Raw genomic sequence first — 21,159 nt, 5'->3', positions numbered from 1 at the left:
GGAGCGACATGCCACCGACGAACACCCTGCCCATGCGCAGCACCACGACCACCGCCACCGCGATCCTGAACCTGCTTCTGCGGCACCACCGCACGACCGACCAGGCCCGGGCCTCCGCCGAGGCCTTCCCTCATCAGCTGCGCCGGATCACGAATTTCGTGCGCGGGGGCGCCCCCATCGTCTTCACCCTGCCCGGCTTCCCGTGCAAGTCCCCGAACCCCGCAAAGGTCCTGGGCCGCCTCCCCGACATGGGCGAACGCCTCTCCCTCACCTTCCTGGACGACCTCTGCACCGAGGTCGGGCGGATCCACCCGCCGGGCGCGCGCATGGTCATCTGCTCCGACGGCCACGTCTTCGGCGACCTCATCGGCGTCCCGGACCAGCACATAGACGCCTACGCCGACGAACTCCGCGTGCTGATACGTGAGTCGGGCCTGGACAGACTGTCCGTCTTCGACCTGCGCGACGTCCTCGGCGACCTCCCGCACGACACCAAGCGTGCCTACGTCCACGACCACCACGCCCCAGCTCCGGACACCCTGCGCGCCGAGATCCGCACCGACGAACACGCCCTCGCCCTCTACCGGGGGATCACCCGCTTCCTCTTCGAGGACAGCACCGACCGCACCGGCACCCGCTCCGCCCTCCAGCGCGCATGCCGGAAGCGTGCCTACGGCGTCATCCAGCGCAGCCGCGCCTGGGGCGACCTGATCGCCGAGCACCACCCCGACGCCGTACGCCTGTCCATTCACCCCCAGCCCGTCGGCGCCCCCAAGTTCGGCATCCGGCTCCTCGACGCACCCGACGCCTGGACCACGCCCTGGCACTCGGCGGCACTGCGCCGGCCCGACGGCACCTGGGCACTGATGCCCCGCTCCGGGGCCGAGCGGCTCGGCCGACTGATCCAACGGGACGGCAGACCGAGCCACTTCGAAGGAGAGTGACCGGAGATCCACGACGGGGAGCGACAGGGTCACCCGCCCGTCGACCGCAAGTACGCGCCGAGCCGCGCGATCGCGGACGGGTTGCGGGGGCTCTCGACCAGGTCGACGTAGTCCAGGACGAAGATCCGCCGGTGCTTGACCGCGGAGACGTTGCGCAGGGGAGCGTAGGAGAGGAGGAACTTCTTCTTCTGCTCGGCGCTGACGTCGCCGTAGTCGCAGATGACGATGGTGTCCGGGTTCCGCTCGACGACGCTCTCCCAGCCGACGGTGGTCCAGGAGTCGGCGACGTCGTGCATGACGTTGACCCCGCCGGCCGCGGAGATGATCTGGTCGGGGGCGGCGTAGCGGCCGGAGGTGAAGGGCTGGTCCTGCCCGCTGTCGTAGAGGAAGACCTTGGGACGCTGCTTCGGGGCCTTGGCGCGGACGGCGGCGATCTGCTTCTTGAAGCCGGCGATCAGTGTGGCCGCGCGCTGCTCGACGCCGAAGAGCTTTCCGAGGTTGGTGAGGTCGGCGTACAGGGCGTCCAGGGGCGGCATGATGCCGCGCGAGGTCTTCGTACGGCCGTTGTGGCAGGACTCGGTGAGGATGTACGTGGGGATGCCGAGCTTCTTCAGGGCATCGGGGGTGAAGCCGCTGTCCTCGCGGAAGCCGTAGTTCCAGCCTGCGAAGACGAGGTCGGCGCGGGCGTCGAGGACGTTCTCCTTGGTGAGCTGGTCCTTGGAGAGCCACTTGACCTTGTCGTAGCCGTCCTTCCAGGGCACGCGGCTGAGGTCGCCCTTGTCGTCGGGCATGGCGAACCCGGCCATGCGGTCCTCCAGACCGAGCGCGAACATCAGCTCGGTGATGCCGACGTCGTTGGTGACGACACGCTTGGGGATTTTGTCGTACGTCACCTTGCGGCCGCAGTTGGTGAGAGTGACGGCGGACGTCTTCGCCTCCGTCGGCGTCTCCACGGTGGCGCCGCAACCGGTGGCGGTCGCGGCCAGGCAGAGGGCGGCGGCGAGCAACTTGCGCATGGGGGGCGTTCCTTACGGTGCGGTGGTCGGAAGCAGGTCGAACAGGAGCTGGACGGCGCCGGTCTCCGGATGCCGTACGGGATGGGCGCGCACCCCGAACACCTCGGCGAGCAGGGCGGGTTGGAGAACGTCGAGCGGTGGGCCCGAGGCGACGATCCGGCCGGCCGCGATCACATACAGGACGTCGCAGTGCGCGGCGGCCAGGTTGAGGTCGTGCAGCGCGGCAAGGACGGTGAGGCCACTGCCGCGCACCAGGGCGAGCACGTCCAACTGGTGGGCGATGTCGAGGTGGTTGGTGGGTTCGTCGAGGACCAGCACCCGGGGCTGCTGGGCGAGCGCGCGGGCGATCAGGACGCGCTGCTTCTCGCCGCCGGACAGGGCGAGGAAGCCCCGGTCGGCGAGGTGGGCGACGCCGGTGCGGTCCATGGCCGCGGCGCAGATCTCCTTGTCCGACGCGGCCGTTCGGTCCCGGTGCGGCAGCCGCCCCATGGCGACCACCTCGGCGACGGTGAAGTCGAACTCGGCCGACGACTCCTGCGGCAGCGCGGCCAGCACTCGCGCGGCGGCCCGGGGCGGCATGGCGTGCACGTCGTCCCCGTCGAGCCGGACCGCGCCCGCGGCCGGACTCAGTGCCCGGTACACGCAGCGCAGCAGCGTCGACTTGCCGCTGCCGTTGGGGCCGACGAGGCCGACGAAGGCCCCGCTCTCAGCGGTGAGTGGATGTCGTCGACGATCCGGGCGCCCGCCGCCCCGATCGTCACTCCGTCGATGTCGAGCCTCATGTCAGCGGCCTCCGAACGCGTAGCCGCCGCGCCGCATCAGCAGCAGGAAGGCGGGCACCCCGACCACCGCGGTGATCACCCCGACCGGCAACTCGGCGGGCGCCAGCAGCAGCCGGGACAGCACGTCCGCCCACACGAGCAGCACGGCCCCGGCGAGCGGCGCCACGGCCAGCACCCGCCGGTGCTCGGCGCCGACCAGCATCCGCACGACGTGCGGCACCATCAGCCCGACGAACCCGATCGCCCCGCTGACCGCGACCACGGTCCCGGTCACGGCAGCGGTGACGAGGAACAACTCCCGCCGCAGCCGGGCGGGTCGGACACCGAGCGCGGCCGACGTCTCGTCGCCCATCGCGAGGGCGTTCAGCGCCTCGGCCCGCCACCGCAGCAGGCCCCATCCGGCCGCCACCGTCACCGCCGCGAGCGGCACCTGCGCCCAGGTCGCCCCGCCCAGACTCCCCAGCAGCCACATCATCGCCGAGCGGGCCGCCTCGCCCCGGGCCGCACCGAACACCATGACCGTGGTGACGGCCTCGAAGCCGTACGCCAGCGCCGTCCCCGTCAGGATCAGCCGCAGCGGAGTGAGGCCGTGCGGCGAGCGGGCCACGGCGTACACGAGCACCATCGCCGCGAGAGCCGACATGAACGCGGACACCGACAAGGCCCACACGCCCAGCCCCGCGAAAGCCCCGAGCAGGATCACGGCGTTGGCGCCGACCGCCGCACCCGAGGAGATGCCCAGCACGAACGGATCGGCGAGCGCGTTGCGGACCATCGCCTGCACCGCCACACCGACGGCCGCGAGCCCCGCACCCACGACGGCACCGAGCACCACCCTCGGCAGCCGGATCTCCCAGACGATGGTGTACGCGGCTGCGTCACCTGCGTGCACCGTCCCGCCGGTGAGCCCGGCCCACAGGAAACGGAACACCTGCGCCCAGCCGATCCCGGCGGCCCCGAGACCGACACCGCACACGAGGGACACGAGCAGGAGCAGCCCGAGCCCAAGTACCAAGGGTGGTAGGGGTATTCGGCCGGGGGAGGGGCTTCGGCGCACGGTCGGGGCGGTCCTTCGCGTGGGGCCGCCTGAGGAACCTCACGCAAGGAGACAGCCCGTACGACACGAGGGCCGCGCGGTCCCCTCTCGCAGTCCACGGCGAGCAGTCAACGGGTCGCACCACCCACGGGCGATCGGGCTCGCGCGACGGACCACGAGGTCGCCGCGCATACCGTTGCGGGTCAGCGCCGGACTCTCACCGGACTTCCCCCACGGGAGGCTCCCGGAGCGTAACAAACGCCGTGACCGCGACTTTCACCGCACCTCGTCGGCCGGCGCCGCCAGGTCCTCGTCCGTCAGCAGCCGACCGCCAAGGCAGCGACTACGCCCCGATCATGTTGAAACCCCCCTCGGCGTTGAGATAGACGCCGGTCATATGGGCCGCATCGTCAGTGGCGAGGAACAGCGCCGTCCCCGCAACCTCAGCCGGCCCCGGAATCCGCCCCATCGGCGTCTTCGCGATCATGTCCTCCCGCCGCCCCGACCTCCAGTCCGCCCGGTTCAGCAACGTCTCCGTCTCGATGAAGCCAGGCGCAAACGTGTTGACCCGCACGTGCGGCGCAAACGCCTGCGCATACGACTTGGTGATCCCGAGGATCCCGTACTTCGCCGCGGCGTACTGCGGAGCCCGCGCACTCCCGCGCACGATCACCGTGGAGCCGATGTTGACGATGGCCCCGTGCCCCTGGTCCAGCATCCGGGAGCCGAACTCGTGGACGCACAGCATGGTTCCCTTGACGTCCACGGCGAGCACGTGGTCGATGGACTCCTCGGTGAGGTCCCGCCAGGACATCTGGTCGCCCGCCACGTCGCCGACGTTGTTGACCAGCACGTCCAGAACACCGAACCGGCCGAACACCTCCTCGGCCATGCGGATCACATCGGCATGGACGGCGATGTCGCCCTGCACGGTGAACGCCTCGCCACCGACGTCCTTGATGCGCGCGACGGTCTTCTCGGCCCCGGCGGCGGAGCTGCGGTAGTGGACGGCGACCCGCGCACCCTCCTGCGCGGCCCGCACCGCGATCTCGGCGCCGAATCCGGTACCCGCCCCGGTGACGAGGACGGTCTTGCCGCTGAAGCGTTCGGGGACGGGGGTCATACGGGCTCCGTTCGTGAAGTCGCCGGATATACAGAGCAGTTCATACGAGGGTGCGCCCGCCGTCGACGTACAGCACCTGCCCGGTGACGAACCGGGACTCGGCGGAGGCGAGGAACAACAGCGGCCCGATCAGGTCCTCGGTCCGGCCGAGGCGCCCGGCGGGCACCAGCGCCTACTCCGGCGGCAACCGGCTGCCCGTACGGAGGTCGCCGCCCGCAAGGCCTTCGCCGAGGGGTGGATGCCCGGACCGCGTCTGAAGGCCGCCTCGAGTGGACGGCACACGAACCCGACGCACGCCGGGCCGGACTCACCGACGCCGAACTCGCCGAACTGCACCAGGAGAAACCCGACTTCGACGACCGCCGCCGCCGGGTCATCGCCTACACCGACGCGATGACCCGCGACATCGACGTCCCCGACGAACTCTTCGACGCCCTCCGCGTCGACTTCACCGAGACCGAACTCGTCGAACTGACGACGACCGTGGCGGTGTACAACATGGTGTCCCGTTTCCCGGTCGCCCTCGACGTCGGCGAGCACTCCGGGTTCGTCGGCGGCAACGGCCACCTCAACGGAAAGGCCGGCCGGGGGAGTTGGCGTCCCCGGCCGGCCTCTGCCGTCGTGCGAGTGGCGGGTTACCGGCGGGCCGCGCGGCGGCGCCGTGTCACCAGGACCGCGCCCGCGCCGATGCCCACGGCCGCGGTCGCCGCGCCCGCGATCGGCAGGACGGAGCCGGAGCCGGTGCTGGCGAGGTCGCCGCTGTCGGAGGCGGACTGGGCGGAGGTGCCGCCCGTCGACGAGTTGCCCCCGGTGGAGGTGCCGCCCGTGGAGCCCGAGCCGCCGGTGGAGGATGTCGAGCCGTCACCGCCCGAAGTGCCGGAACCGCCCGTCGAGCCGCCGCTGCCGGCGACGTCGAGCGTGATGGCGGCCGTGTCGTTGGCCTTGTCGGTGTCGAACGGCCGGGCGGCACCGGCGAGGCTCACCGAGCCCTTGGCGCCCGACACCGCCTTGTCGATCCTCAGCTTGAAGGTGTACGACTGCTCGTCGCCCTCGTCCGCCCAGGACTGGTAGGTGCCGCACTCATAGCTTCCGGTGGCGAGCTTGTGGCAGTAGTCGAGCCCCTTGGTCACCGTCGTACCGGCGGGGATCCCGATCCTTACCTTGGTCACCGGGATGTCCCCGTCCCGCAGTACCCAGGCCGGTCCGGCATTGGTGAACCTCACCGTCACGGGGACCGTGTCGCCGACCTTGCCCTTCAGGTCGGCTCCCGTCACCTGGAAGTCGGCCGTGTTCTTCGCGGTGACCTTGACGTCGACCGCGTCCCAGTCGGGGTGCTGGCTGTAGCCGGGGTCGGCCGGGGTGGCGTCGGGCTGCTTGACCAGTTTGACCACGGGGCCGGTTCCGCGGACGGGCTCGGAAGCGCCGTCCGTGGGGGCGGGGTCGGTGGTGTCGACCACCACCCGAAGCCTGTCGTACAGCGCGCGGTCGAGTGCCTTCAGCGTCAGGGCCTTCTCGGGTGCGTAGACGGCGCCGGGTTCGACGGTCTGGTCGAACTCGCAGACCGCGTACGACTTGCTGGGCGCCTCGTCGAAGGAACCGACCTCGTAGCGAAGGCAGTTGGAGGGCAGATCGGTGTGGCTCAGTCCGCGGGTGACGGAGTACGACAGGTAGACCTTGTCGACCGAGCCGTTGCCGCTGTTGGTGAAGGCGGCCGGCACGTCGAAGGTGCTGCCGGGCTTCACCCCGTCGATCGGCGCGATGTTGCTCAGAGTCAGCACGGCTCCGGTGTCGTCATCGGCGACGGCCGGCGCGGCGCCCAGCGCCAGCAAGGCGGCGGCACCGAGGGCGCCGGCGGTCTGTCGGAGCGGACGAAGGCCGGTAGAGCTCTGGGGCATGGGGGTCCTCTGAGGTGAAGCATCGGCGTCGGTCGGACGAACTGCGGGGGAACGCGAGTTCCTCAACAACAGACAGCCTCCGACCGCGAATGGTTGCACCGGGGAATCATGTGGCGGCTGGGGTCCGGGATGCCGGTGTCCGGACGGTTGGAGTGAGCCGGTGTCCGGCCCACTGTCCGCGATGCGGGACGGCCCTCTTGACGCCGCCTCCGCCTCGATCGACACTCCAGAGGGGAATCCTAGTGAATAGGTAGGGAAACATGAGGCGCCTGGAACCGGTCACCGTCCGAGTGAGCCGTTCGCCTCTCCTTCTCACCTCCCGCCGTCACATCGACCTGCAGCGCGTCTGCAGTGCGATCAGGCTCCAGGGCTGAGCCGCGCCCATCCCGCGCCGACGGCGTCCCCCTGGGGGAGTCGTCCCCACCTGCGCGCACAGGTGAGCCCTGCTCCCTCGCCCGACGTCGCTTCCGCCGCGCGTACGTCCGCGCCCGCTCCCGGGGAGAGTCATGACCGTCACACCGCTGGCCGCCCACGCGTCCGACCGGCCCGCGCCCGCCTTCCGCGGTCGCATCGGCAGGGACGCGCGCAGTGGCCACTACGCCGTACCCGGCCGCTACCGACTCCATCTGTCCACCGCGTGTCCCGACGGCCTGCGCATCGCCGTCACCCACAGCCTGCTGGGCCTGGACGCCGCCTGTCCGGCGACCTTCCTGCCCGCCGTCCCCGACTGTCCGGAGGGCGGCCACTCGGCCCTGCGGCCGCTGTACGAGGCGAGCGCCCACCGGTACTCCGGTCCGGCCGTCGCGCCGGTGCTCAGCGACGACTGGTCCGGACGCATCGTCAGCACGCACGCCCCGGACATCATGCGCGACCTCGCCCGCCGCTTCGGCGGCGACCGCCCCTCGCCGTACCCGTGCGGCGCGGAGTCGGAGATCGAGGCCGTGGAGCGGATGTGCGCGCAGGGCATCGAACAGGCCGCGCAGAGCGCCGGATCGGCCGGCGGCGAGCAGTCGGAGCGCGCGGCGGCGCTTGAGACACTGCTCGAGACGCTGGGCGCGCTGGAGCGGTGGCTGGTCGGCCGCACATACATGATCCGCGACGAAGTCACCGCCGCGGACGTTGAGTTGTGGGTCGCACTGGTCCAACTCGACACCGTCCACCGCAACCACCTGGACGCCGGCGCGGTGCAGCGCATCGCCGACCATCCGGTGCTGTGGGCCTACGCCCGCCGACTGGCCGCCCACCCGGCCTTCGGCAGGCATCTCGACCTGGACGGCATCGCCCGGCGCCACCACGACCGTTGTCAGGGCCTGGAGGCCGCCGGCGCCGCTGTCCAGATCCTGGACTGGGCGGCCCATGTCTCCGACGGAAACGGGACCGGACCGCAGGTCAACAGGCCCTGAGTCGTTCCACACAGTGGACCGGCGTTGACATCCGTTCGGCCAGTTGTCTTAATTACGGCTCAGAACGGTCATGAGCGTCAGCGACAAGCCCTGGCTAGCTGACCGGCAACCCTCGCTCCGCGGTGGGGTGCCCCAGGTGACGACCGGACCGGATGACGTTTCGGTAAGCGCGAGGCCCACGGGCCAGAACAGTGACGGTGACACCATGTACGCAGCTCCCAGGACGGCCGCACGCCGCCCTCAGGGCTGCGTACAGCCGTACGCGAACCTGCTGAACCTGTTCGCCGCCAACCGTGCCGTCGATCTGCTCCGCGTGAACAGCGCACTGTGTACCGCACCGGGCTGTGCCCGTTGCCGGGGCTGACACCTCTCCTCAGCCTCCGCACCCCGACGAACACCCGCCCGCACGGCGTGTCGTCGTCCGCCCAGCCCCCGGTCCCGTGCATTCCAGTGCGCTGCGTCCTGTCGTGGCGTGCGGTCTTCGCGGTCCGGGGTGACCGACTCAGCCGGAGCCCACCATGAGTGAACCCCCAGGCGTCACCGTCACCGCCCCCGAGGCGCCGCCCGCCGACGCCCCGTCAAAACCCCTCGCCGCACAGCGAGTTCTGCCGCTGCGCAGGCCGGGGCGCTGGATCGCCACCGCCGTCGTGCTGGTCCTCGTGGCCCAGTTCGTGCACGGCCTGACGACCAACCCCTTCTACCAGTGGGACCGCTTCGGGTACTGGTTCCTGCGGCCGAACATCGTCGACGGCCTGCTGATCACCCTCGAAGTGACGGCCTACAGCGCCGTGTTGGGCCTCCTCGGCGGCATCGTCCTCGCCCTGGCCCGGCTGTCGAAGAGCCCGGTGCTGCGTGCCGTCAGCTGGACGTACATCTGGGCGCTGCGCTCCATCCCGCTGATCGTGGTGCTGCTCTTCCTCTACAACTTCAGTGCCCTGTACAAGACGTTGAGCGTCGGCGTCCCCTTCGGGCCGGCCTTCTTCTCCTTCGACGAGTCGAAGCTCGCCACCGACATGGTCATCGCCGTCATCGGCCTCAGCCTCAACGAGGCTGCCTACGCCGCCGAAGTCGTCCGCGGCGGCATCCTCTCCGTCGACCAGGGGCAGCACGAGGCCGCATCGGCGCTCGGCCTGCCGAGGAGCTACCAGTTCACGAAGATCGTCTTCCCGCAGGCGCTGAGGTCGATCACCCCGAACTACGTCAACCAGCTGATCGGCCTGATCAAGAGCACCTCACTGGTGTTCTACGTCTCGCTGCTCGACCTCTTCGGCACCGCGCAGTCCATGGGCGCCACCTACCCCGGCGACATCGTGCCGCTGCTGCTGGTCGCCACCGTCTGGTACCTGATCCTGACGAGCGTCGTCTCCGTCATCCAGTTCTACGTCGAGCGGTACTTCGCCCGGGGCGCCACCCGCACCCTCCCGCCGACGCCGTTGCAGAAGCTCCGCACCGGTCTCACCGACCTGCGAGCCCGCATCCGCCGGGAGGCCGCCGTATGACCGCGAAGACCCTCGAGCCCCTGGCGGATGTCGAGGCGGCCACCGTCGAGGTGCACGACGTGCATAAGTGGTACGGCGCCCACCGGGTGCTGAACGGCGTCGACCTGACGGTGCGGCCGGGCGAGGTGACCGTGATCCTCGGCCCGTCCGGCTCCGGCAAGTCCACCCTGCTGCGGGTCATCAACCACCTGGAGAAGCCGGAGATCGGCCACGTCAGCATCAACGGCGAGCTGATCGGTGTGAAGCGGCACGGCGAGCGGCTGAAGGAGCTGAGCGAGCGGGCCATCCTGACCCAGCGCGGCCGGATCGGTTTCGTCTTCCAGAACTTCAACCTCTTCCCGCACCTGACGGTCCTGGACAACGTGGCCGCCGCCCCGGTCGCCACCGGGAGGCTCGGCAAGCCCGAAGCCCAGGAACTCGCCCGCGGGCTGCTCGGCCGGGTCGGGCTCGCCGACAAGACCGGCGCCTACCCGCGGCAGCTCTCCGGCGGCCAGCAGCAGCGCGTGGCCATCGCCCGCGCCCTCGCCCTGCGCCCCGGTGTCATCCTCTTCGACGAGCCGACCTCCGCCCTCGACCCCGAACTCGTCGGTGAAGTCCTCGCCGTCATCAAGGACTTGGCGACCAGCGGCACCACCCTCGTCATCGTCACCCACGAGATCGGCTTCGCCCGCGAGATCGCCGACCGGGTCGTCTTCATCGACGGCGGAAGGATTGTCGAGCAGGGCCCGCCCTCCGAGGTCCTCGACAAGCCACAGCACGAGCGGACCAGGGACTTCCTGAGCAAGGTCCTCTGACCCGCCGCACCCCCGTCGCGACCCCACGGCGCGCCCACGACCTCCCCCCACGCCACCGCCCGCATCACCCTCTCCCAGCGACAAGGAACGGCCATGTCTACCCACTTCACCCGACGCAGCCTGATACGCGGCATCACCGCGGCGACCGCCGTCGCCACCCTCGCCACCGGGCTCGCCGCCTGCGGTGGTGACAGCGACGCCGCCACCAGCACCGACGCCGCCGCCTCCGGGAGCGTGACCGTCGGACAGCTCTCGAACGGTGCCGCCAAGGAGACCACCCTCAAGGTCGCCGAAGTGAAGTCGATCAGTGCCGAACTGCCCAAGTCCGTGAAGAGCAGCGGCAAGCTGGTGATCGGCATCGGCGCCCTGCCCTCCGGTTTCGCACCGCTGGCCTACGTCGGCAGCGACCAGAAGTCCCTGACCGGCGCCGAGCCCGACTTCGGCCGCCTGGTCGCCGCCGTTCTCGGCCTGAAGCCCGAGCTGAAGAACTTCACCTGGGAGAACCTCTTCGTCGGCATCGACAGCGGCAAGGTGAACGTGGCCTTCTCGAACGTCACCGACACCGAGGAGCGCAAGAAGAAGTACGAGTTCGCCTCCTACCGCAAGGACAACCTCGGCTTCGAGGTGCTCAAGTCCAGCAAGTGGAACTTCGACGGCAATTACGAGAGCCTCGCCGGCAAGACCGTCTCCGTGGGCGCCGGCACCAACCAGGAGAAGATCCTCCTGGAGTGGAAGAAGAAGCTCGAGAGCGAGGGCAAGAAGCTCACCGTCAAGTACTACCCGGACCGCAACGGCACCTACCTGGCACTCAACAGCGGCAAGATCGACGCCTTCTTCGGCCCCAACCCCGGTATCGCGTACCACATCACCCAGTCCGCGAACACGCCCAACCCGACGCGCAACGCGGGCACTTACTCGGGCGCCGGCGCCTCGCTGCAGGGCCTTATCGCGGCCACCGCCAAGAAGGACAGCGGTCTGGCCAAGCCGGTCGCCGACGCGATCAACTACCTGATCAAGAACGGCCAGTACGCGAAGTGGCTGAAGGCCTGGAACCTCGCCAACGAGTCCGTGGCCAAGTCCGAGGTCAACCCGCCCGGGCTGCCGCTCGACAACTCCTGACAGCCCTCTGCCGGGGACCCCGCCGCCGCCTCACGGCGGGGTCCCCACCTCGTGCCACCAGCACCGGAGCCGCCTCCCGATGTCCACCGTCAGCATCGAAGCCACCTCCTCCCACATCCTGGACAACCCCGCCTGGGCCGCCCTCACCGGCCCGCACGCCCACTTCGCCGAACGTGTCGGCCGCGCCGTCCGTTACCCGGCCGACGTGGCGCCCTTCTACGCGGTCTCCGACCTCGACGACCCGCGCGCGTGGGACGACCTGGCCACCCTCGTCGGCCCCGGCGGCACCGCATCCGTGCGCGGCGTGACCCGGGCCCCGGCCGGCTGGGAGGTCCTCCGCACCGGCCAGGGCGTCCAGCTCGTCGACACCGGTCTGCACGCGGAGCCCGACCCCGAGGCCGTACGGCTCGGCCCCGACGACGTACCCGAGATCCTCGATCTCGTCGCCCGCACCGAACCGGGCCCCTACCTGCCCCGCACCGTCGAGATGGGCACCTACCTCGGCCTCCGCCACCACGGCCGCCTGATCGCCCTGGCCGGCGAACGCCTCCACCCGCCCGGCTGGACCGAGATCAGCGCGGTGTGCACCGACCCGGATCACCGGGGCCGGGGCCTGGCCACCCGGCTGGTCCGAGCGGTCGCGGCCGGCATCAAGGAGCGCGGCGAACGCCCTTTCCTGCACGCCAGGGCCACCAACGCGAACGCGATCCGGCTGTACGAGTCGATCGGCTTCACCCTGCGCCGCCGTACGGTCTTCTCGCTCGTACGGCCAACCGGAGCCGCCGTCCTGGAAGAAACGGCATAGCCGTGCCGTTGTCCTTGTCGAAGGCGATGTATCGAGCGGAGGTCGGACACATGACACGTGTACTCCGTGCCGTCCGCCTCCACACCCGGCCCCACATCGACCTCCAGCGCGTGGCCGGCGCCCTCTGTTGCTCCTGACCCCGTTTCCTCAGCCGCCGTCAGCCCCACTTCCGCGGGCCGGTGATCTCGTACGGACCTCCAGGAAGGCACCCACGTGTCCTCAACTCCCGCTTCCCATCTGCACCTTGCCGTCGCCCTCGACGGCACCGGCTGGCACCCCGCCTCCTGGCGCGAGCAGGTCGCCCGCCCCCGGGACCTGTTCACCGCCGGATACTGGGCCGACCAGGTCGCCGAGGCCGAGCGTGGGCTGCTCGACTTCGTCACTCTCGAGGACGGGCTCGGCCTGCAGTCCTCGCACTACGGCGAGTTGGACGGCCGTACCGACCAGGTCCGCGGCCGCCTGGACGCCGTACTGATCGCATCCCGCATCGCACCCCTGACCCGGCACATAGGTCTCGTGCCGACCGTGATCACCACCCACACGGAGCCGTTCCACATCTCCAAGGCGATCGCCACCCTCGACTACGTGAGCACCGGCCGCGCGGGCCTGCGGGTGCAGATCTCCGCCCGCCCGCACGAGGCAGACCACTTCGGCCGCCGCACCTTCCCGCCGATCAGCATCGAGGAACTCCAGAGCCCCGCCGGGCAGGAACGGCTCACCGAGCACTTCGACGAGGTCGCCGACTACGTCGAGGTCCTGCGTCGGCTCTGGGACAGCTGGGAGGACGACGCCGAGATCCGGGACGTCGCCACCGGCCGCTTCATCGACCGCGACAAGCTGCACTACATCGACTTCGAGGGCCGGCACTTCAGCGTCAAGGGCCCCTCCATCACCCCGCGCCCGCCGCAGGGCCAGCCCCTCGTCACCTCCCTCGCCCACCAGACCGTCCCGTACCGGCTGGTGGCCCGCCAGGCCGACGTCGGCTACGTCACCCCGCACGACACGGAGCAGGCGCGCGCGATCGTCACCGAGATCCGCGCCGAGCAGGAGACGGCCGGGCGAGCGGGTGAACTCCTGCACGTCTTCGGTGACCTGGTGGTCTTCCTGGACGACGAGCAGAGCGCCGCAGAGGACCGGCGTGCACGCCTCGACGCCCTCGCGGGAGAGCCGTACACCAGCGATGCACGCATCTTCGCCGGTACGCCCGCCCAACTCGCCGATCTGCTGCAGGAGTTCGGGGAGGCCGGACTGAGCGGCTTCCGGCTGCGGCCCGCCGTCGCCGGGCACGACCTGCCCGCCATCACCCAGGGCCTGGTCCCCGAACTCCAGCGCCGGGGCGCCTTCCGCACCGCCTACGAGGCCGACACCCTGCGCGGCCTGCTGGGCCTGACCCGCCCCGCCAACCGCTACGCCGCCGCCACCGCCTGAGCCGGAAGGACCGCACCGACATGAGCAAGCCACTGAAGCAGATCCATCTGGCCGCGCACTTCCCGGGCGTCAACAACACCACCGTGTGGAGCGACCCGAAGGCCGGCAGCCACATCGAGTTCAGCTCCTTCGTCCACTTCGCGCAGACCGCCGAACGCGCCAAGTTCGACTTCCTGTTCCTCGCCGAGGGCCTCAGGCTGCGCGAACAGGGCGGGAAGATCTACGACTTGGACGTCGTCGGGCGCCCCGACACCTTCACGATCCTCGCTGCGCTCGCCGCCGTGACCGAGCACCTCGGCCTGACCGGCACCATCAACTCCACCTTCAACGAGCCCTACGAGGTGGCCCGCCAGTTCGCCAGCCTCGACCACCTCTCCGGCGGCCGCTCCGCCTGGAACGTCGTCACCTCCTGGGACGCCTTCACCGGCGAGAACTTCCGCCGCGGCGGCTTCCTCCCGCAGGACGAGCGCTACTCCCGCGCCAAGGAGTTCCTGGCCACGACGAACGAGCTCTTCGACTCCTGGCACGGCGACGAGATCGTGGCCGACCAGGCGACCGGCACCTTCCTGCGGGACGCCAAGGCCGGCTCCTTCGTGCACACCGGCCAACACTTCGACATCCACGGCCAGTTCAACGTCCCGCGCTCCCCGCAGGGCCGCCCGGTCATCTTCCAGGCCGGCGACTCCGACGAGGGCCGCGAGTTCGCCGCATCGAGCGCCGACGCCATCTTCAGCCGGTACGCCACCCTGGACGGCGGCCGGGCCTTCTACACCGACGTCAAGAACCGCCTCGCCAAGTACGGCCGCCGGCACGACCAGTTGCTGATCCTGCCCGCCGCGAGCTTCATCCTGGGCGACACCGACGCGGAGGCCGAGGAACTGGCCAAGGAGGTGCGCCGCCAGCAGGTCAGCGGGGCCACCGCCATCAAGCACCTGGAGTTCGTCTGGAACCGGGACCTGTCCGGCTACGACCCCGAAGGTCCGCTGCCCGACGTCGACCCGGACGTCAGCGACAACCACATCGCCAAGGGCCGCGCCCAGGTGCGCATGTACCGCGACCCGCTGGCCACCGCCCGCGAGTGGCGCGAACTCGCCGCCGCCAACAACTGGTCCATCCGCGACCTGGTCATCGAGACCGGCAACCGCCAGAACTTCATCGGCTCCCCGGAGACGGTCGCCAGGACCATCAACGAGTACGTCCAGGCCGACGCCAGCGACGGCTTCATCCTCGTCCCGCACATCACCCCCAGCGGCCTCGACGTCTTCGCCGACAAGGTCGTCCCGCTGCTGCAGGAACAGGGCGTGTTCCGCACGGAGTACGAGGGCCCGACCCTCCGTGACCACCTGGGCCTCGCCCACCCGGACCACGTGGGCGACGACCAGCGGGCGGCGTCGTGAAGTTCCTCGCGATCACCCTGATCGTGCACCGCCCGGACCCGATCACCGGTGTCCAGAAGCCGACGCACGACCGGTTCCGCGAGGTCCTCGACAACGCCCTGCTCGCCGAGGAGTTGGGCTTCGACGGCTTCGGCGTGGGAGAGCGGCACGAGCGGCCGTTCATCTCCTCGTCCCCGACCGTCGTACTGAGCCACGTGGCCGCGCTGACCAAGCGGATCCGGCTGTTCACCGCCGTGACGACGCTCAGCCTCCTCGACCCGGTCCGGGCGTACGAGGACTACGCGACCCTCGACCATCTGTCCAACGGGCGCCTCGACCTGATCATCGGCAAGGGCAACGGCGCCGCCCAGCGGGACCTGTTCAACGTCACGCCCGAGGACCAGTGGGACCGCAACGCCGAGAGCTACGAGGTCTTCCGGCAGATCTGGCGCCAGGACAAGGTCACCGCGGCGACCCGCTTCCGTCCCGGGCTGACGGACGCGGAGGTGTGGCCGCGCCCGTACCAGCAGCCGATCCGGGTCTGGCACGGCAGCGCGACCAGCAAGGAGTCGGTCGACCTCGCCGCCCGCTACGGCGACCCGCTCTTCTCGGCGAACGTCACCAACCCCATTGAGCCGTATGCCGAGTTGATCCGCCACTACCGTGAGCGCTGGGAGTTCTACGGCCACGACTCGGCGGAGATCGCGGTCGGCGCGGGCACGGCAGGCATCCACGTCGCACCCACCTCACAGCAGGCGCTGGCCGCGTACCGGCCGATCTTCGAGTCCAATCTGGCGTTCTTCAAGAAAGCCGGTCTTCCGGTCGTCTTCGAAACGCTGGAGGACTTCGTCGAGCGCAGCTCGGCCCTGATCGGCAGCCCGCAGCAGGTCATCGACAAGGTGCACCGCTACCACGAGCAGTTCGGCCACACGGTGGTGCATCTGCACGCCGACGCGAGCGGCCTCACCGACACCCAGCACCGCGACTCGCTGGAGCTGTTCCAGGCGGCGGTGGCTCCGGAGCTGCGCAAGGCCATCCCCGACCCGCCCTTCGCCTGGGCCCCGGTGCTTCCGTCGGCCACAGAGGAGCCCGTCCATGTCTGACATCCCCCTCGGCGTCCTCGACCTGGTCCCGATCTCCTCCGGATCGACGGCCGCGGACGCCCTGCGCAACTCCATCGACCTGGCGCAGCAGACCGAACGCCTCGGATACGCCCGCTACTGGTTCGCCGAACACCACCTCAACCCGGGCGTCGCGGGCACCTCCCCGGCGGTCGTCCTGGCCCTGACGGCGTCCGCCACCTCCACCATCCGCCTCGGCTCGGGAGCCGTACAACTCGGCCACCGTACCGCCCTGTCCACGGTGGAGGAGTTCGGCCTGATCGACGCGCTGCACCCCGGCCGCTTCGACCTCGGCCTGGGCCGCTCGGGCGGCCGCCCGCCGGGGGAGAAGGCGACCGGGCCGACGACCACTCCGGTCGTCGACGGCCGCGCCCCGAACGGCCTCCTCATCCCGCCCCGTTTCCCCTTCGAACGCCTCCTGGGCTCACCCCGCATCGCACTGCAACGCAAGCTGCTCCTCCTCCCGAACGCCGAATCGCAGGACTACGCCGAGCAGATCGACGACATCCTCGCCCTGCTGGCCGGCACCTACCGCTCCCCGGAGGGCGCAGAAGCACACGTAGTCCCCGGCGAGGGGGCCGACGTCGAGGTGTGGATCCTCGGCAGCAGCGGCGGCCAGAGCGCCGAGGTCGCGGGTGCGCGGGGCCTGCGCTTCGCCGCCAACTACCACGTCAGCCCGGCGACCGTCCTGGAGGCGGTGGACGGCTACCGGTCCTTCTTCCAGCCGTCCGACGTCCTCGACAAGCCGTACGTCAGCGTGTCCGCGGACGTCGTCGTGGCCGAGGACGACGAGACGGCCCGCGAACTCGCCACCGGCTACGGCCCGTGGGTGCGCAGCATCCGCACGGCCGAGGGCGCGATCGAGTTCCCGACGCCGGCTCAGGCACGGGCCCACCCCTGGACCGACGAGGACCGGGCCCTCGTACAGGACCGCCTCGACACCCAGTTCGTCGGCTCCCCCGGCCGGGTCGCCGACCAGCTGGAACAGCTCCAAGAGGCAACCGGCGCCGACGAGTTGCTCATCACGACGATCACCCACGACCACGCGGACCGGGTGCGGTCGTACGAACTGCTGGCGGAGGAGTGGCGGCGGAGGTGACGTTCAGCAGCCGGTGCCGGCCGGGGTGAACTCCACGCGGGTGTGCTGGTCGGCCTGCAGGACCTGGTCGTAGGTCACGCGGTCGACCCGGTACCAGACGTCGTCCTGCGACTTGTGGCCGTTCACGTCGTCCAGGCTCACGCACCACCGCTCGCGCCGGACGACCCGCTTGTACCTCTCCGTGCCCTGACGGACCTTCTTGCAGGTCTCGTGGTGCTCGGTGGTGTACCAGACGCGGGTCGTCTTCCGGGTGCCCGAGCCCGAACGCGACGTGTGCCGGACCCGCTCAGTGGTGGACGTGCACTTCCTGACCAGGTGTGCCCGGGTGGCATCGGCGGTCTTCCGGGTCACGTGGCGGACGGTGTCCCGGAGACCGTGGACGACTTCCGGGCTCGGCTGGGCCTGCTGGGCCGGCTGAGATTGCTGGGCCACGCTCCCGTTCGCGGAGAGGTCGTCCCCTCCGTCACTGCACGCGCCGAGCGCGGCCACGAGCGCAGCCGTCATCCCGGCAACCAGCAGCCGCCGCGTCTTGATCATGTCTCCCCCTGGTCTGCCCGATGCGGCGGTCAGCGTAGCTGATCTCCGGCCGAAACCGGTCGGCCGGTCGGTCTCGGTAAGGGCTCCGTATGAGACCGGTATGACGACGACCCATCGCCGGGCGGACGGCCGTCCGGGCGGTGGTGTGCGGCGTAGAGTGCCTGGCCGGGTTCGGTCAGGTGTGCCCGGATGCCGTGGAGGGAGTGCGCGATGGCGAGTCCGCCGGAACTCACCGTGGGGCGGCTGCTGTCCTCATGGCAACCGGACGTGCCCGCGCTGCTGCTCGTCCTGCTGCTGGGTGCCCTGTACGGCTGGGGTGTGCTGCGGCTGGGGCGCCGGGGCGAACGCTGGCCCCTGGCCCGCGTTGCCGCCTTCGCGGTGCTCGGCCTCGGCACCCTCGTCGTGGCCACCATGTCGGCCCTCGCCGTGTATGACCACGTACTGTTCTGGCCGGCCGCGGTGCAGAACATCCTGCTCGATCTGGTCGCCCCGCTCGGCCTGGCGTTGGGCGACCCGCTGCGACTGGCCGTCCGTGCCCTTCCCGAAGGTGCCGCCGGGCGCGTGCAGCGGGCGATGACCGGGCGTGTGGTGCGGCTGCTCACCTTCCCGCTGGTCAGCACGGCCCTGGTGCTGGCGACCGAGCTGACGGTGTACTTCACCCCGTACTTCGCAACAGCCCTGCGCGACGGCTGGCTGCACCAGCTGATGTATCTCCATCTGCTGCTCGCCGGCTGCCTGTTCGTGGTGCCGGTGCTCACCCGCGAGGAGGCGCTGCCGGGCTGGTGCACCCATCCCGTCCGGGCGGCGCTGGTCTTCCTCGACGGGATCGTCGACGCCGTACCCGGCATCGTGGTCATGACCCATGGCACGCTGATCGCCGGCGCCTGGTATCTGCACCACGCCCCGGCCTGGTCGCCGGACGTGCAGCACGACCAGCAGCTCGGCGGCGGCGCGATGATCGGCATCGCCGAGCTGGTGGCCCTGCCCTTCCTGCTCGCGATCCTGTTCCAGTGGGCCCGCACCGAACGCGCCACGACCGCCGCGCTGGACCGCCGCCTGGCGACGGAACTGGTCCCGGCGACCCCGACTGAGGGCCAGGCGCAGTCGCCCGACCTCGTACGCCCGTGGTGGGAGACCGAGAACAGCGAGGTCGCCCAGCGCATCCGGCAGCAGCGGTAGCCGGTGCAGTGACCCGCGCCCGACCGGGCGGGCTCATTCCTTCCAGTCGAGCTGATGCTCGGGAGTCCCCACCGTCCGCCCGTACGCCACCGCCTCGGCCCGCCCCGCCTCGTCGCCGCGCCGATAGCGGAACACCTTCCCGGCGAAGACGACCACTCGCTCGTCCCCGGCGGTGAAATCGGCGTACCAGCCGTCGGCCGGCTCGAGTACATCGGCGAGCGCGTCCGCAAGCCCGGCGACGTCCGCGCCGTCGGCCTCCCACTCGACGAGCGTCCACAGCCGCGGCTGCGCGTCCGTCGCGCTCCCCGAGACGTCGATCCGGCCGACCTTGCGCAGACGCAGCCCCTGCGGCTGGAACACCGCGCCGGGCCGCAGGCTCTCACCGATGACGTATCCACTGATCACGTGCGGTCTCCCTGAGGTTGTTCGCCGTATGCGGGAGCGACCCTACGAACCCATGGCTGACATCCTGTGTCAGTCATACGGTGGGGAAGTGATCGCCCGATGAGAGCGGACCGTCTGCTGTCGCTGCTGCTGTGCCTGCAGTCCCGTGGACAGATGACGGCCCCGTCAACTCGCCGAAGAGCTGGAGGTGTCGGTCCGCACGGTGTACCGGGATCTGGAGGCACTGGGTGCGGCGGGGGTGCCGGTGGTGGCGAGCGGCGGGCCGGGTGGCGGTTGCCGGTTGATGGAAGGCTGGCGCAGTCCGCTGCTCGGCATCAGCGCGGAAGAGGCGACGGCGCTGCTGGCGGTCTCCGCGGGCGGCCCCCTGGAGCGGATCGCGCTGGGCGACGCGCTCGCTCAGGCCCGGCTCAAGGTGCTCGCGGCACTGCCGGCTTCCGGCCGGGACCGTACGCACGCCGCGGCGGCCCGCTTCCACATCGACACCCAGGCGTGGTTCAAGCCGCCCGAACTGGTCCCGCATCTGGCCGAGTTGGTCGACGCGGTGCGCCAGGACAGACGCCTGCGCATCACGCACCGGCGCCGGGACGGCCGTACGACCACGAAGACGGTGGACCCGCTGGGGCTCGTGGCGAAGGCGGGCGTGTGGTACCTGGTGGCACGGGCCGGCGGCGAAACCCGCGCGCACCGGGCCTCGCGCATCACGGAGGCGAAGCTCCTCGCCGCCGGATTCACCCGCCCCGCCGACTTCGACCTGGCGGCGTTCTGGGCCGAGTGGACAAGGGAGTTCGAGGCGAGCCTGGACCAACTCCCGGTCACCGTACGCCTCTCGGCGACCGGACTGGCCGCCCTCCCCGAGGTCCTCGACGACACGACATCGGCAGCCCACGCGACCCCGGACCCGGAGCCCGGCTGGCACCGCCTGACCCTCCACTTCGACTCCCCGCACGCGGCCTGCCGCCGTCTACTGGGCTTCGGCCCGGACGTCGAGGTGCTCGAACCTCCGGATGTACGGGCGGAGTTTGCGGAGACGGCCCGCCGTACGGCTGCTCGCTACTCGTGAACGGACATCACGGCCTCCAACAGCCCGCCCAGCGACTCCGCGGGGTCCGCTCCCGCCGTGTCGACGACGACGTGCTCCCGTTCCCACGGCTCGTACTCCCGCTCCACGATCTGCTGCCAGTCCGGCAACGGCAGGTCCGGGATGTCGACCGAGCGTGAGGTCACCCGGCGCCGGTGCTCGGCGGGGTCCGAACAGACCACCTCCACCTCGACGACCGGAGCGCCGGCCCGCAACGCCGCGTCACGCCAGGCGTCCCGCGTGACCGTCAGCGGATTCACCGACTCCGCGATCACGGTCAGGCCCTGCCGCAGATGCTCTTCGGCCAGCGCGTATCCGACGACGTAGCCCGCCGGCCCGACGGGATGGCGCGCCAGGCCGGAGCGGACGAGGGCCTGTTCGACGGTGTCCACGCGCAGGTGGACCGCGCCGATCCGCGCCGCGAGGAGGCGCGCGAGGGTGGTCTTTCCAGTGGCGGGCAGGCCGCCCATCACGACGAGCATGATCGCATCCTGCCCCGGCCGGACCGGAACACGGCCCT

General features: G+C 70.7%; 21 protein-coding genes, 3 pseudogenes and 2 riboswitches. Of the genes and pseudogenes, 15 read left to right on the top strand and 9 right to left on the bottom strand.

Annotated elements, in window-relative coordinates:
* Positions 1 to 8: 8 nt before the first annotated feature.
* Positions 9 to 944 (top strand): L-tyrosine/L-tryptophan isonitrile synthase family protein, encoded by a 936-nt coding sequence (locus ACFY1L_RS01205; RefSeq protein WP_388816269.1) that lies wholly within the window; start codon positions 9 to 11, stop codon positions 942 to 944.
* A gap of 29 nt (positions 945 to 973) precedes the next feature.
* Here ACFY1L_RS01205 and ACFY1L_RS01200 read toward each other — a convergent pair whose 3' ends face one another.
* From ACFY1L_RS01200 to ACFY1L_RS01175, 6 genes and pseudogenes are all read right to left on the bottom strand, one after another.
* On the bottom strand, positions 974 to 1,960 hold the full coding sequence (locus ACFY1L_RS01200) for an ABC transporter substrate-binding protein (protein WP_388816266.1): 987 nt from the start codon (positions 1,958 to 1,960) through the stop codon (positions 974 to 976).
* A gap of 12 nt (positions 1,961 to 1,972) precedes the next feature.
* A pseudogene (locus tag ACFY1L_RS01195) lies at positions 1,973 to 2,742 on the bottom strand (ABC transporter ATP-binding protein).
* Position 2,743: 1 nt separating this feature from the next.
* Entirely contained in the window at positions 2,744 to 3,757 is a 1,014-nt protein-coding gene (locus ACFY1L_RS01190) for a FecCD family ABC transporter permease (RefSeq protein WP_388816263.1), read from the bottom strand.
* A gap of 170 nt (positions 3,758 to 3,927) precedes the next feature.
* Positions 3,928 to 4,010, bottom strand: a riboswitch (cobalamin riboswitch).
* Positions 4,011 to 4,121: 111 nt separating this feature from the next.
* Positions 4,122 to 4,901, bottom strand: coding sequence for an SDR family NAD(P)-dependent oxidoreductase (locus ACFY1L_RS01185; protein ID WP_388816259.1), 780 nt, complete (start codon positions 4,899 to 4,901; stop codon positions 4,122 to 4,124).
* Positions 4,902 to 4,941: 40 nt separating this feature from the next.
* A pseudogene (locus ACFY1L_RS01180) lies at positions 4,942 to 5,064 on the bottom strand (SDR family oxidoreductase); the annotation flags it as partial.
* Positions 5,065 to 5,536: 472 nt separating this feature from the next.
* Positions 5,537 to 6,796 (bottom strand): hypothetical protein, encoded by a 1,260-nt coding sequence (locus ACFY1L_RS01175; protein WP_388816255.1) that lies wholly within the window; start codon positions 6,794 to 6,796, stop codon positions 5,537 to 5,539.
* A 260-nt stretch (positions 6,797 to 7,056) separates the two neighbouring features.
* Here ACFY1L_RS01175 and ACFY1L_RS01170 point away from each other — a divergent pair, with 260 nt between their 5' ends.
* From ACFY1L_RS01170 to ACFY1L_RS01120, 11 genes are all read left to right on the top strand, one after another.
* Positions 7,057 to 7,170 carry a putative leader peptide gene (locus ACFY1L_RS01170; protein ID WP_388816252.1) on the top strand — a complete coding sequence of 38 codons (114 nt, stop codon included), beginning with the start codon at positions 7,057 to 7,059 and terminating at the stop codon, positions 7,168 to 7,170.
* A gap of 132 nt (positions 7,171 to 7,302) precedes the next feature.
* Positions 7,303 to 8,199 carry a glutathione S-transferase C-terminal domain-containing protein gene (locus ACFY1L_RS01165; protein WP_388816249.1) on the top strand — a complete coding sequence of 299 codons (897 nt, stop codon included), beginning with the start codon at positions 7,303 to 7,305 and terminating at the stop codon, positions 8,197 to 8,199.
* Between the two features lie 66 nt (positions 8,200 to 8,265).
* Positions 8,266 to 8,375, top strand: a riboswitch (SAM riboswitch).
* Positions 8,376 to 8,717: 342 nt separating this feature from the next.
* The gene (locus ACFY1L_RS01160; protein ID WP_388816247.1) at positions 8,718 to 9,698 is read left to right on the top strand and encodes an amino acid ABC transporter permease; all 981 of its coding nucleotides are present in this window, start codon (positions 8,718 to 8,720) and stop codon (positions 9,696 to 9,698) included.
* Positions 9,695 to 10,492, top strand: coding sequence for an amino acid ABC transporter ATP-binding protein (locus tag ACFY1L_RS01155; RefSeq protein ID WP_388816244.1), 798 nt, complete (start codon positions 9,695 to 9,697; stop codon positions 10,490 to 10,492). The genes ACFY1L_RS01160 and ACFY1L_RS01155 overlap by 4 nt, the downstream gene beginning before the upstream one ends.
* A gap of 93 nt (positions 10,493 to 10,585) precedes the next feature.
* Positions 10,586 to 11,611: an ABC transporter substrate-binding protein gene (locus ACFY1L_RS01150; RefSeq protein ID WP_388816242.1), complete on the top strand. Its 1,026-nt coding sequence runs from the start codon at positions 10,586 to 10,588 to the stop codon at positions 11,609 to 11,611.
* Between the two features lie 79 nt (positions 11,612 to 11,690).
* Positions 11,691 to 12,416 carry a GNAT family N-acetyltransferase gene (locus tag ACFY1L_RS01145; RefSeq protein ID WP_388816239.1) on the top strand — a complete coding sequence of 242 codons (726 nt, stop codon included), beginning with the start codon at positions 11,691 to 11,693 and terminating at the stop codon, positions 12,414 to 12,416.
* Between the two features lie 26 nt (positions 12,417 to 12,442).
* Complete coding sequence (locus ACFY1L_RS01140; RefSeq protein ID WP_388818846.1) at positions 12,443 to 12,553, top strand: putative leader peptide; 111 nt, start codon at positions 12,443 to 12,445, stop codon at positions 12,551 to 12,553.
* A 76-nt stretch (positions 12,554 to 12,629) separates the two neighbouring features.
* Entirely contained in the window at positions 12,630 to 13,844 is a 1,215-nt protein-coding gene (locus ACFY1L_RS01135; RefSeq protein ID WP_388816236.1) for an LLM class flavin-dependent oxidoreductase, read from the top strand.
* Positions 13,845 to 13,864: 20 nt separating this feature from the next.
* The gene (locus ACFY1L_RS01130) at positions 13,865 to 15,241 is read left to right on the top strand and encodes an NtaA/DmoA family FMN-dependent monooxygenase (protein WP_388816234.1); all 1,377 of its coding nucleotides are present in this window, start codon (positions 13,865 to 13,867) and stop codon (positions 15,239 to 15,241) included.
* On the top strand, positions 15,238 to 16,323 hold the full coding sequence (locus ACFY1L_RS01125; RefSeq protein ID WP_388816231.1) for an LLM class flavin-dependent oxidoreductase: 1,086 nt from the start codon (positions 15,238 to 15,240) through the stop codon (positions 16,321 to 16,323). The genes ACFY1L_RS01130 and ACFY1L_RS01125 overlap by 4 nt, the downstream gene beginning before the upstream one ends.
* Positions 16,316 to 17,440 carry an LLM class flavin-dependent oxidoreductase gene (locus tag ACFY1L_RS01120; RefSeq protein ID WP_388816228.1) on the top strand — a complete coding sequence of 375 codons (1,125 nt, stop codon included), beginning with the start codon at positions 16,316 to 16,318 and terminating at the stop codon, positions 17,438 to 17,440. The genes ACFY1L_RS01125 and ACFY1L_RS01120 overlap by 8 nt, the downstream gene beginning before the upstream one ends.
* A gap of 3 nt (positions 17,441 to 17,443) precedes the next feature.
* Here ACFY1L_RS01120 and ACFY1L_RS01115 read toward each other — a convergent pair whose 3' ends face one another.
* Positions 17,444 to 17,977, bottom strand: a complete 534-nt coding sequence (locus ACFY1L_RS01115) for a hypothetical protein (protein ID WP_388816225.1) — start codon at positions 17,975 to 17,977, stop codon at positions 17,444 to 17,446.
* Between the two features lie 210 nt (positions 17,978 to 18,187).
* Here ACFY1L_RS01115 and ACFY1L_RS01110 point away from each other — a divergent pair, with 210 nt between their 5' ends.
* Positions 18,188 to 19,156 carry a cytochrome c oxidase assembly protein gene (locus ACFY1L_RS01110; protein ID WP_388816222.1) on the top strand — a complete coding sequence of 323 codons (969 nt, stop codon included), beginning with the start codon at positions 18,188 to 18,190 and terminating at the stop codon, positions 19,154 to 19,156.
* Positions 19,157 to 19,189: 33 nt separating this feature from the next.
* Here ACFY1L_RS01110 and ACFY1L_RS01105 read toward each other — a convergent pair whose 3' ends face one another.
* Entirely contained in the window at positions 19,190 to 19,561 is a 372-nt protein-coding gene (locus tag ACFY1L_RS01105) for a hypothetical protein (RefSeq protein ID WP_388816219.1), read from the bottom strand.
* 178 nt (positions 19,562 to 19,739) lie between these two features.
* Between ACFY1L_RS01105 and ACFY1L_RS01100 the strand changes: the two are divergent.
* Together ACFY1L_RS01100 and ACFY1L_RS01095 are read left to right on the top strand one after the other, a co-directional pair.
* A pseudogene (locus ACFY1L_RS01100) lies at positions 19,740 to 19,817 on the top strand (HTH domain-containing protein); the annotation flags it as partial.
* Positions 19,818 to 19,844: 27 nt separating this feature from the next.
* Entirely contained in the window at positions 19,845 to 20,621 is a 777-nt protein-coding gene (locus tag ACFY1L_RS01095) for a helix-turn-helix transcriptional regulator (RefSeq protein ID WP_388818843.1), read from the top strand.
* Here ACFY1L_RS01095 and ACFY1L_RS01090 read toward each other — a convergent pair.
* Positions 20,612 to 21,121, bottom strand: coding sequence for an AAA family ATPase (locus tag ACFY1L_RS01090; RefSeq protein ID WP_388816216.1), 510 nt, complete (start codon positions 21,119 to 21,121; stop codon positions 20,612 to 20,614). The genes ACFY1L_RS01095 and ACFY1L_RS01090 overlap by 10 nt on opposite strands.
* Positions 21,122 to 21,159: the final 38 nt, after the last annotated feature.

The sequence above is a fragment of the Streptomyces sp. NPDC001663 genome, from assembly GCF_042893105.1.
In the GTDB taxonomy this organism is placed as follows: domain Bacteria; phylum Actinomycetota; class Actinomycetes; order Streptomycetales; family Streptomycetaceae; genus Streptomyces.
This window is presented reverse-complemented; position numbering and strand designations above follow the sequence as displayed.

What these genes read in the sequence shown, in the direction of transcription:
- ACFY1L_RS01205 (WP_388816269.1), top strand. Translation starts at nt 9, where the DNA reads ATGCCACCGACGAACACCCTGCCCATGCGCAGCACCACGACCACCGCC.
- ACFY1L_RS01200 (WP_388816266.1), bottom strand. Translation starts at nt 1,960, where the DNA reads ATGCGCAAGTTGCTCGCCGCCGCCCTCTGCCTGGCCGCGACCGCCACC.
- ACFY1L_RS01185 (WP_388816259.1), bottom strand. Translation starts at nt 4,901, where the DNA reads ATGACCCCCGTCCCCGAACGCTTCAGCGGCAAGACCGTCCTCGTCACC.
- ACFY1L_RS01175 (WP_388816255.1), bottom strand. Translation starts at nt 6,796, where the DNA reads ATGCCCCAGAGCTCTACCGGCCTTCGTCCGCTCCGACAGACCGCCGGC.
- ACFY1L_RS01170 (WP_388816252.1), top strand. Translation starts at nt 7,057, where the DNA reads ATGAGGCGCCTGGAACCGGTCACCGTCCGAGTGAGCCGTTCGCCTCTC.
- ACFY1L_RS01165 (WP_388816249.1), top strand. Translation starts at nt 7,303, where the DNA reads ATGACCGTCACACCGCTGGCCGCCCACGCGTCCGACCGGCCCGCGCCC.
- ACFY1L_RS01160 (WP_388816247.1), top strand. Translation starts at nt 8,718, where the DNA reads ATGAGTGAACCCCCAGGCGTCACCGTCACCGCCCCCGAGGCGCCGCCC.
- ACFY1L_RS01155 (WP_388816244.1), top strand. Translation starts at nt 9,695, where the DNA reads ATGACCGCGAAGACCCTCGAGCCCCTGGCGGATGTCGAGGCGGCCACC.
- ACFY1L_RS01150 (WP_388816242.1), top strand. Translation starts at nt 10,586, where the DNA reads ATGTCTACCCACTTCACCCGACGCAGCCTGATACGCGGCATCACCGCG.
- ACFY1L_RS01145 (WP_388816239.1), top strand. Translation starts at nt 11,691, where the DNA reads ATGTCCACCGTCAGCATCGAAGCCACCTCCTCCCACATCCTGGACAAC.
- ACFY1L_RS01140 (WP_388818846.1), top strand. Translation starts at nt 12,443, where the DNA reads ATGTATCGAGCGGAGGTCGGACACATGACACGTGTACTCCGTGCCGTC.
- ACFY1L_RS01130 (WP_388816234.1), top strand. Translation starts at nt 13,865, where the DNA reads ATGAGCAAGCCACTGAAGCAGATCCATCTGGCCGCGCACTTCCCGGGC.
- ACFY1L_RS01120 (WP_388816228.1), top strand. Translation starts at nt 16,316, where the DNA reads ATGTCTGACATCCCCCTCGGCGTCCTCGACCTGGTCCCGATCTCCTCC.
- ACFY1L_RS01115 (WP_388816225.1), bottom strand. Translation starts at nt 17,977, where the DNA reads ATGATCAAGACGCGGCGGCTGCTGGTTGCCGGGATGACGGCTGCGCTC.
- ACFY1L_RS01110 (WP_388816222.1), top strand. Translation starts at nt 18,188, where the DNA reads ATGGCGAGTCCGCCGGAACTCACCGTGGGGCGGCTGCTGTCCTCATGG.
- ACFY1L_RS01095 (WP_388818843.1), top strand. Translation starts at nt 19,845, where the DNA reads ATGGAAGGCTGGCGCAGTCCGCTGCTCGGCATCAGCGCGGAAGAGGCG.
- ACFY1L_RS01090 (WP_388816216.1), bottom strand. Translation starts at nt 21,121, where the DNA reads ATGCTCGTCGTGATGGGCGGCCTGCCCGCCACTGGAAAGACCACCCTC.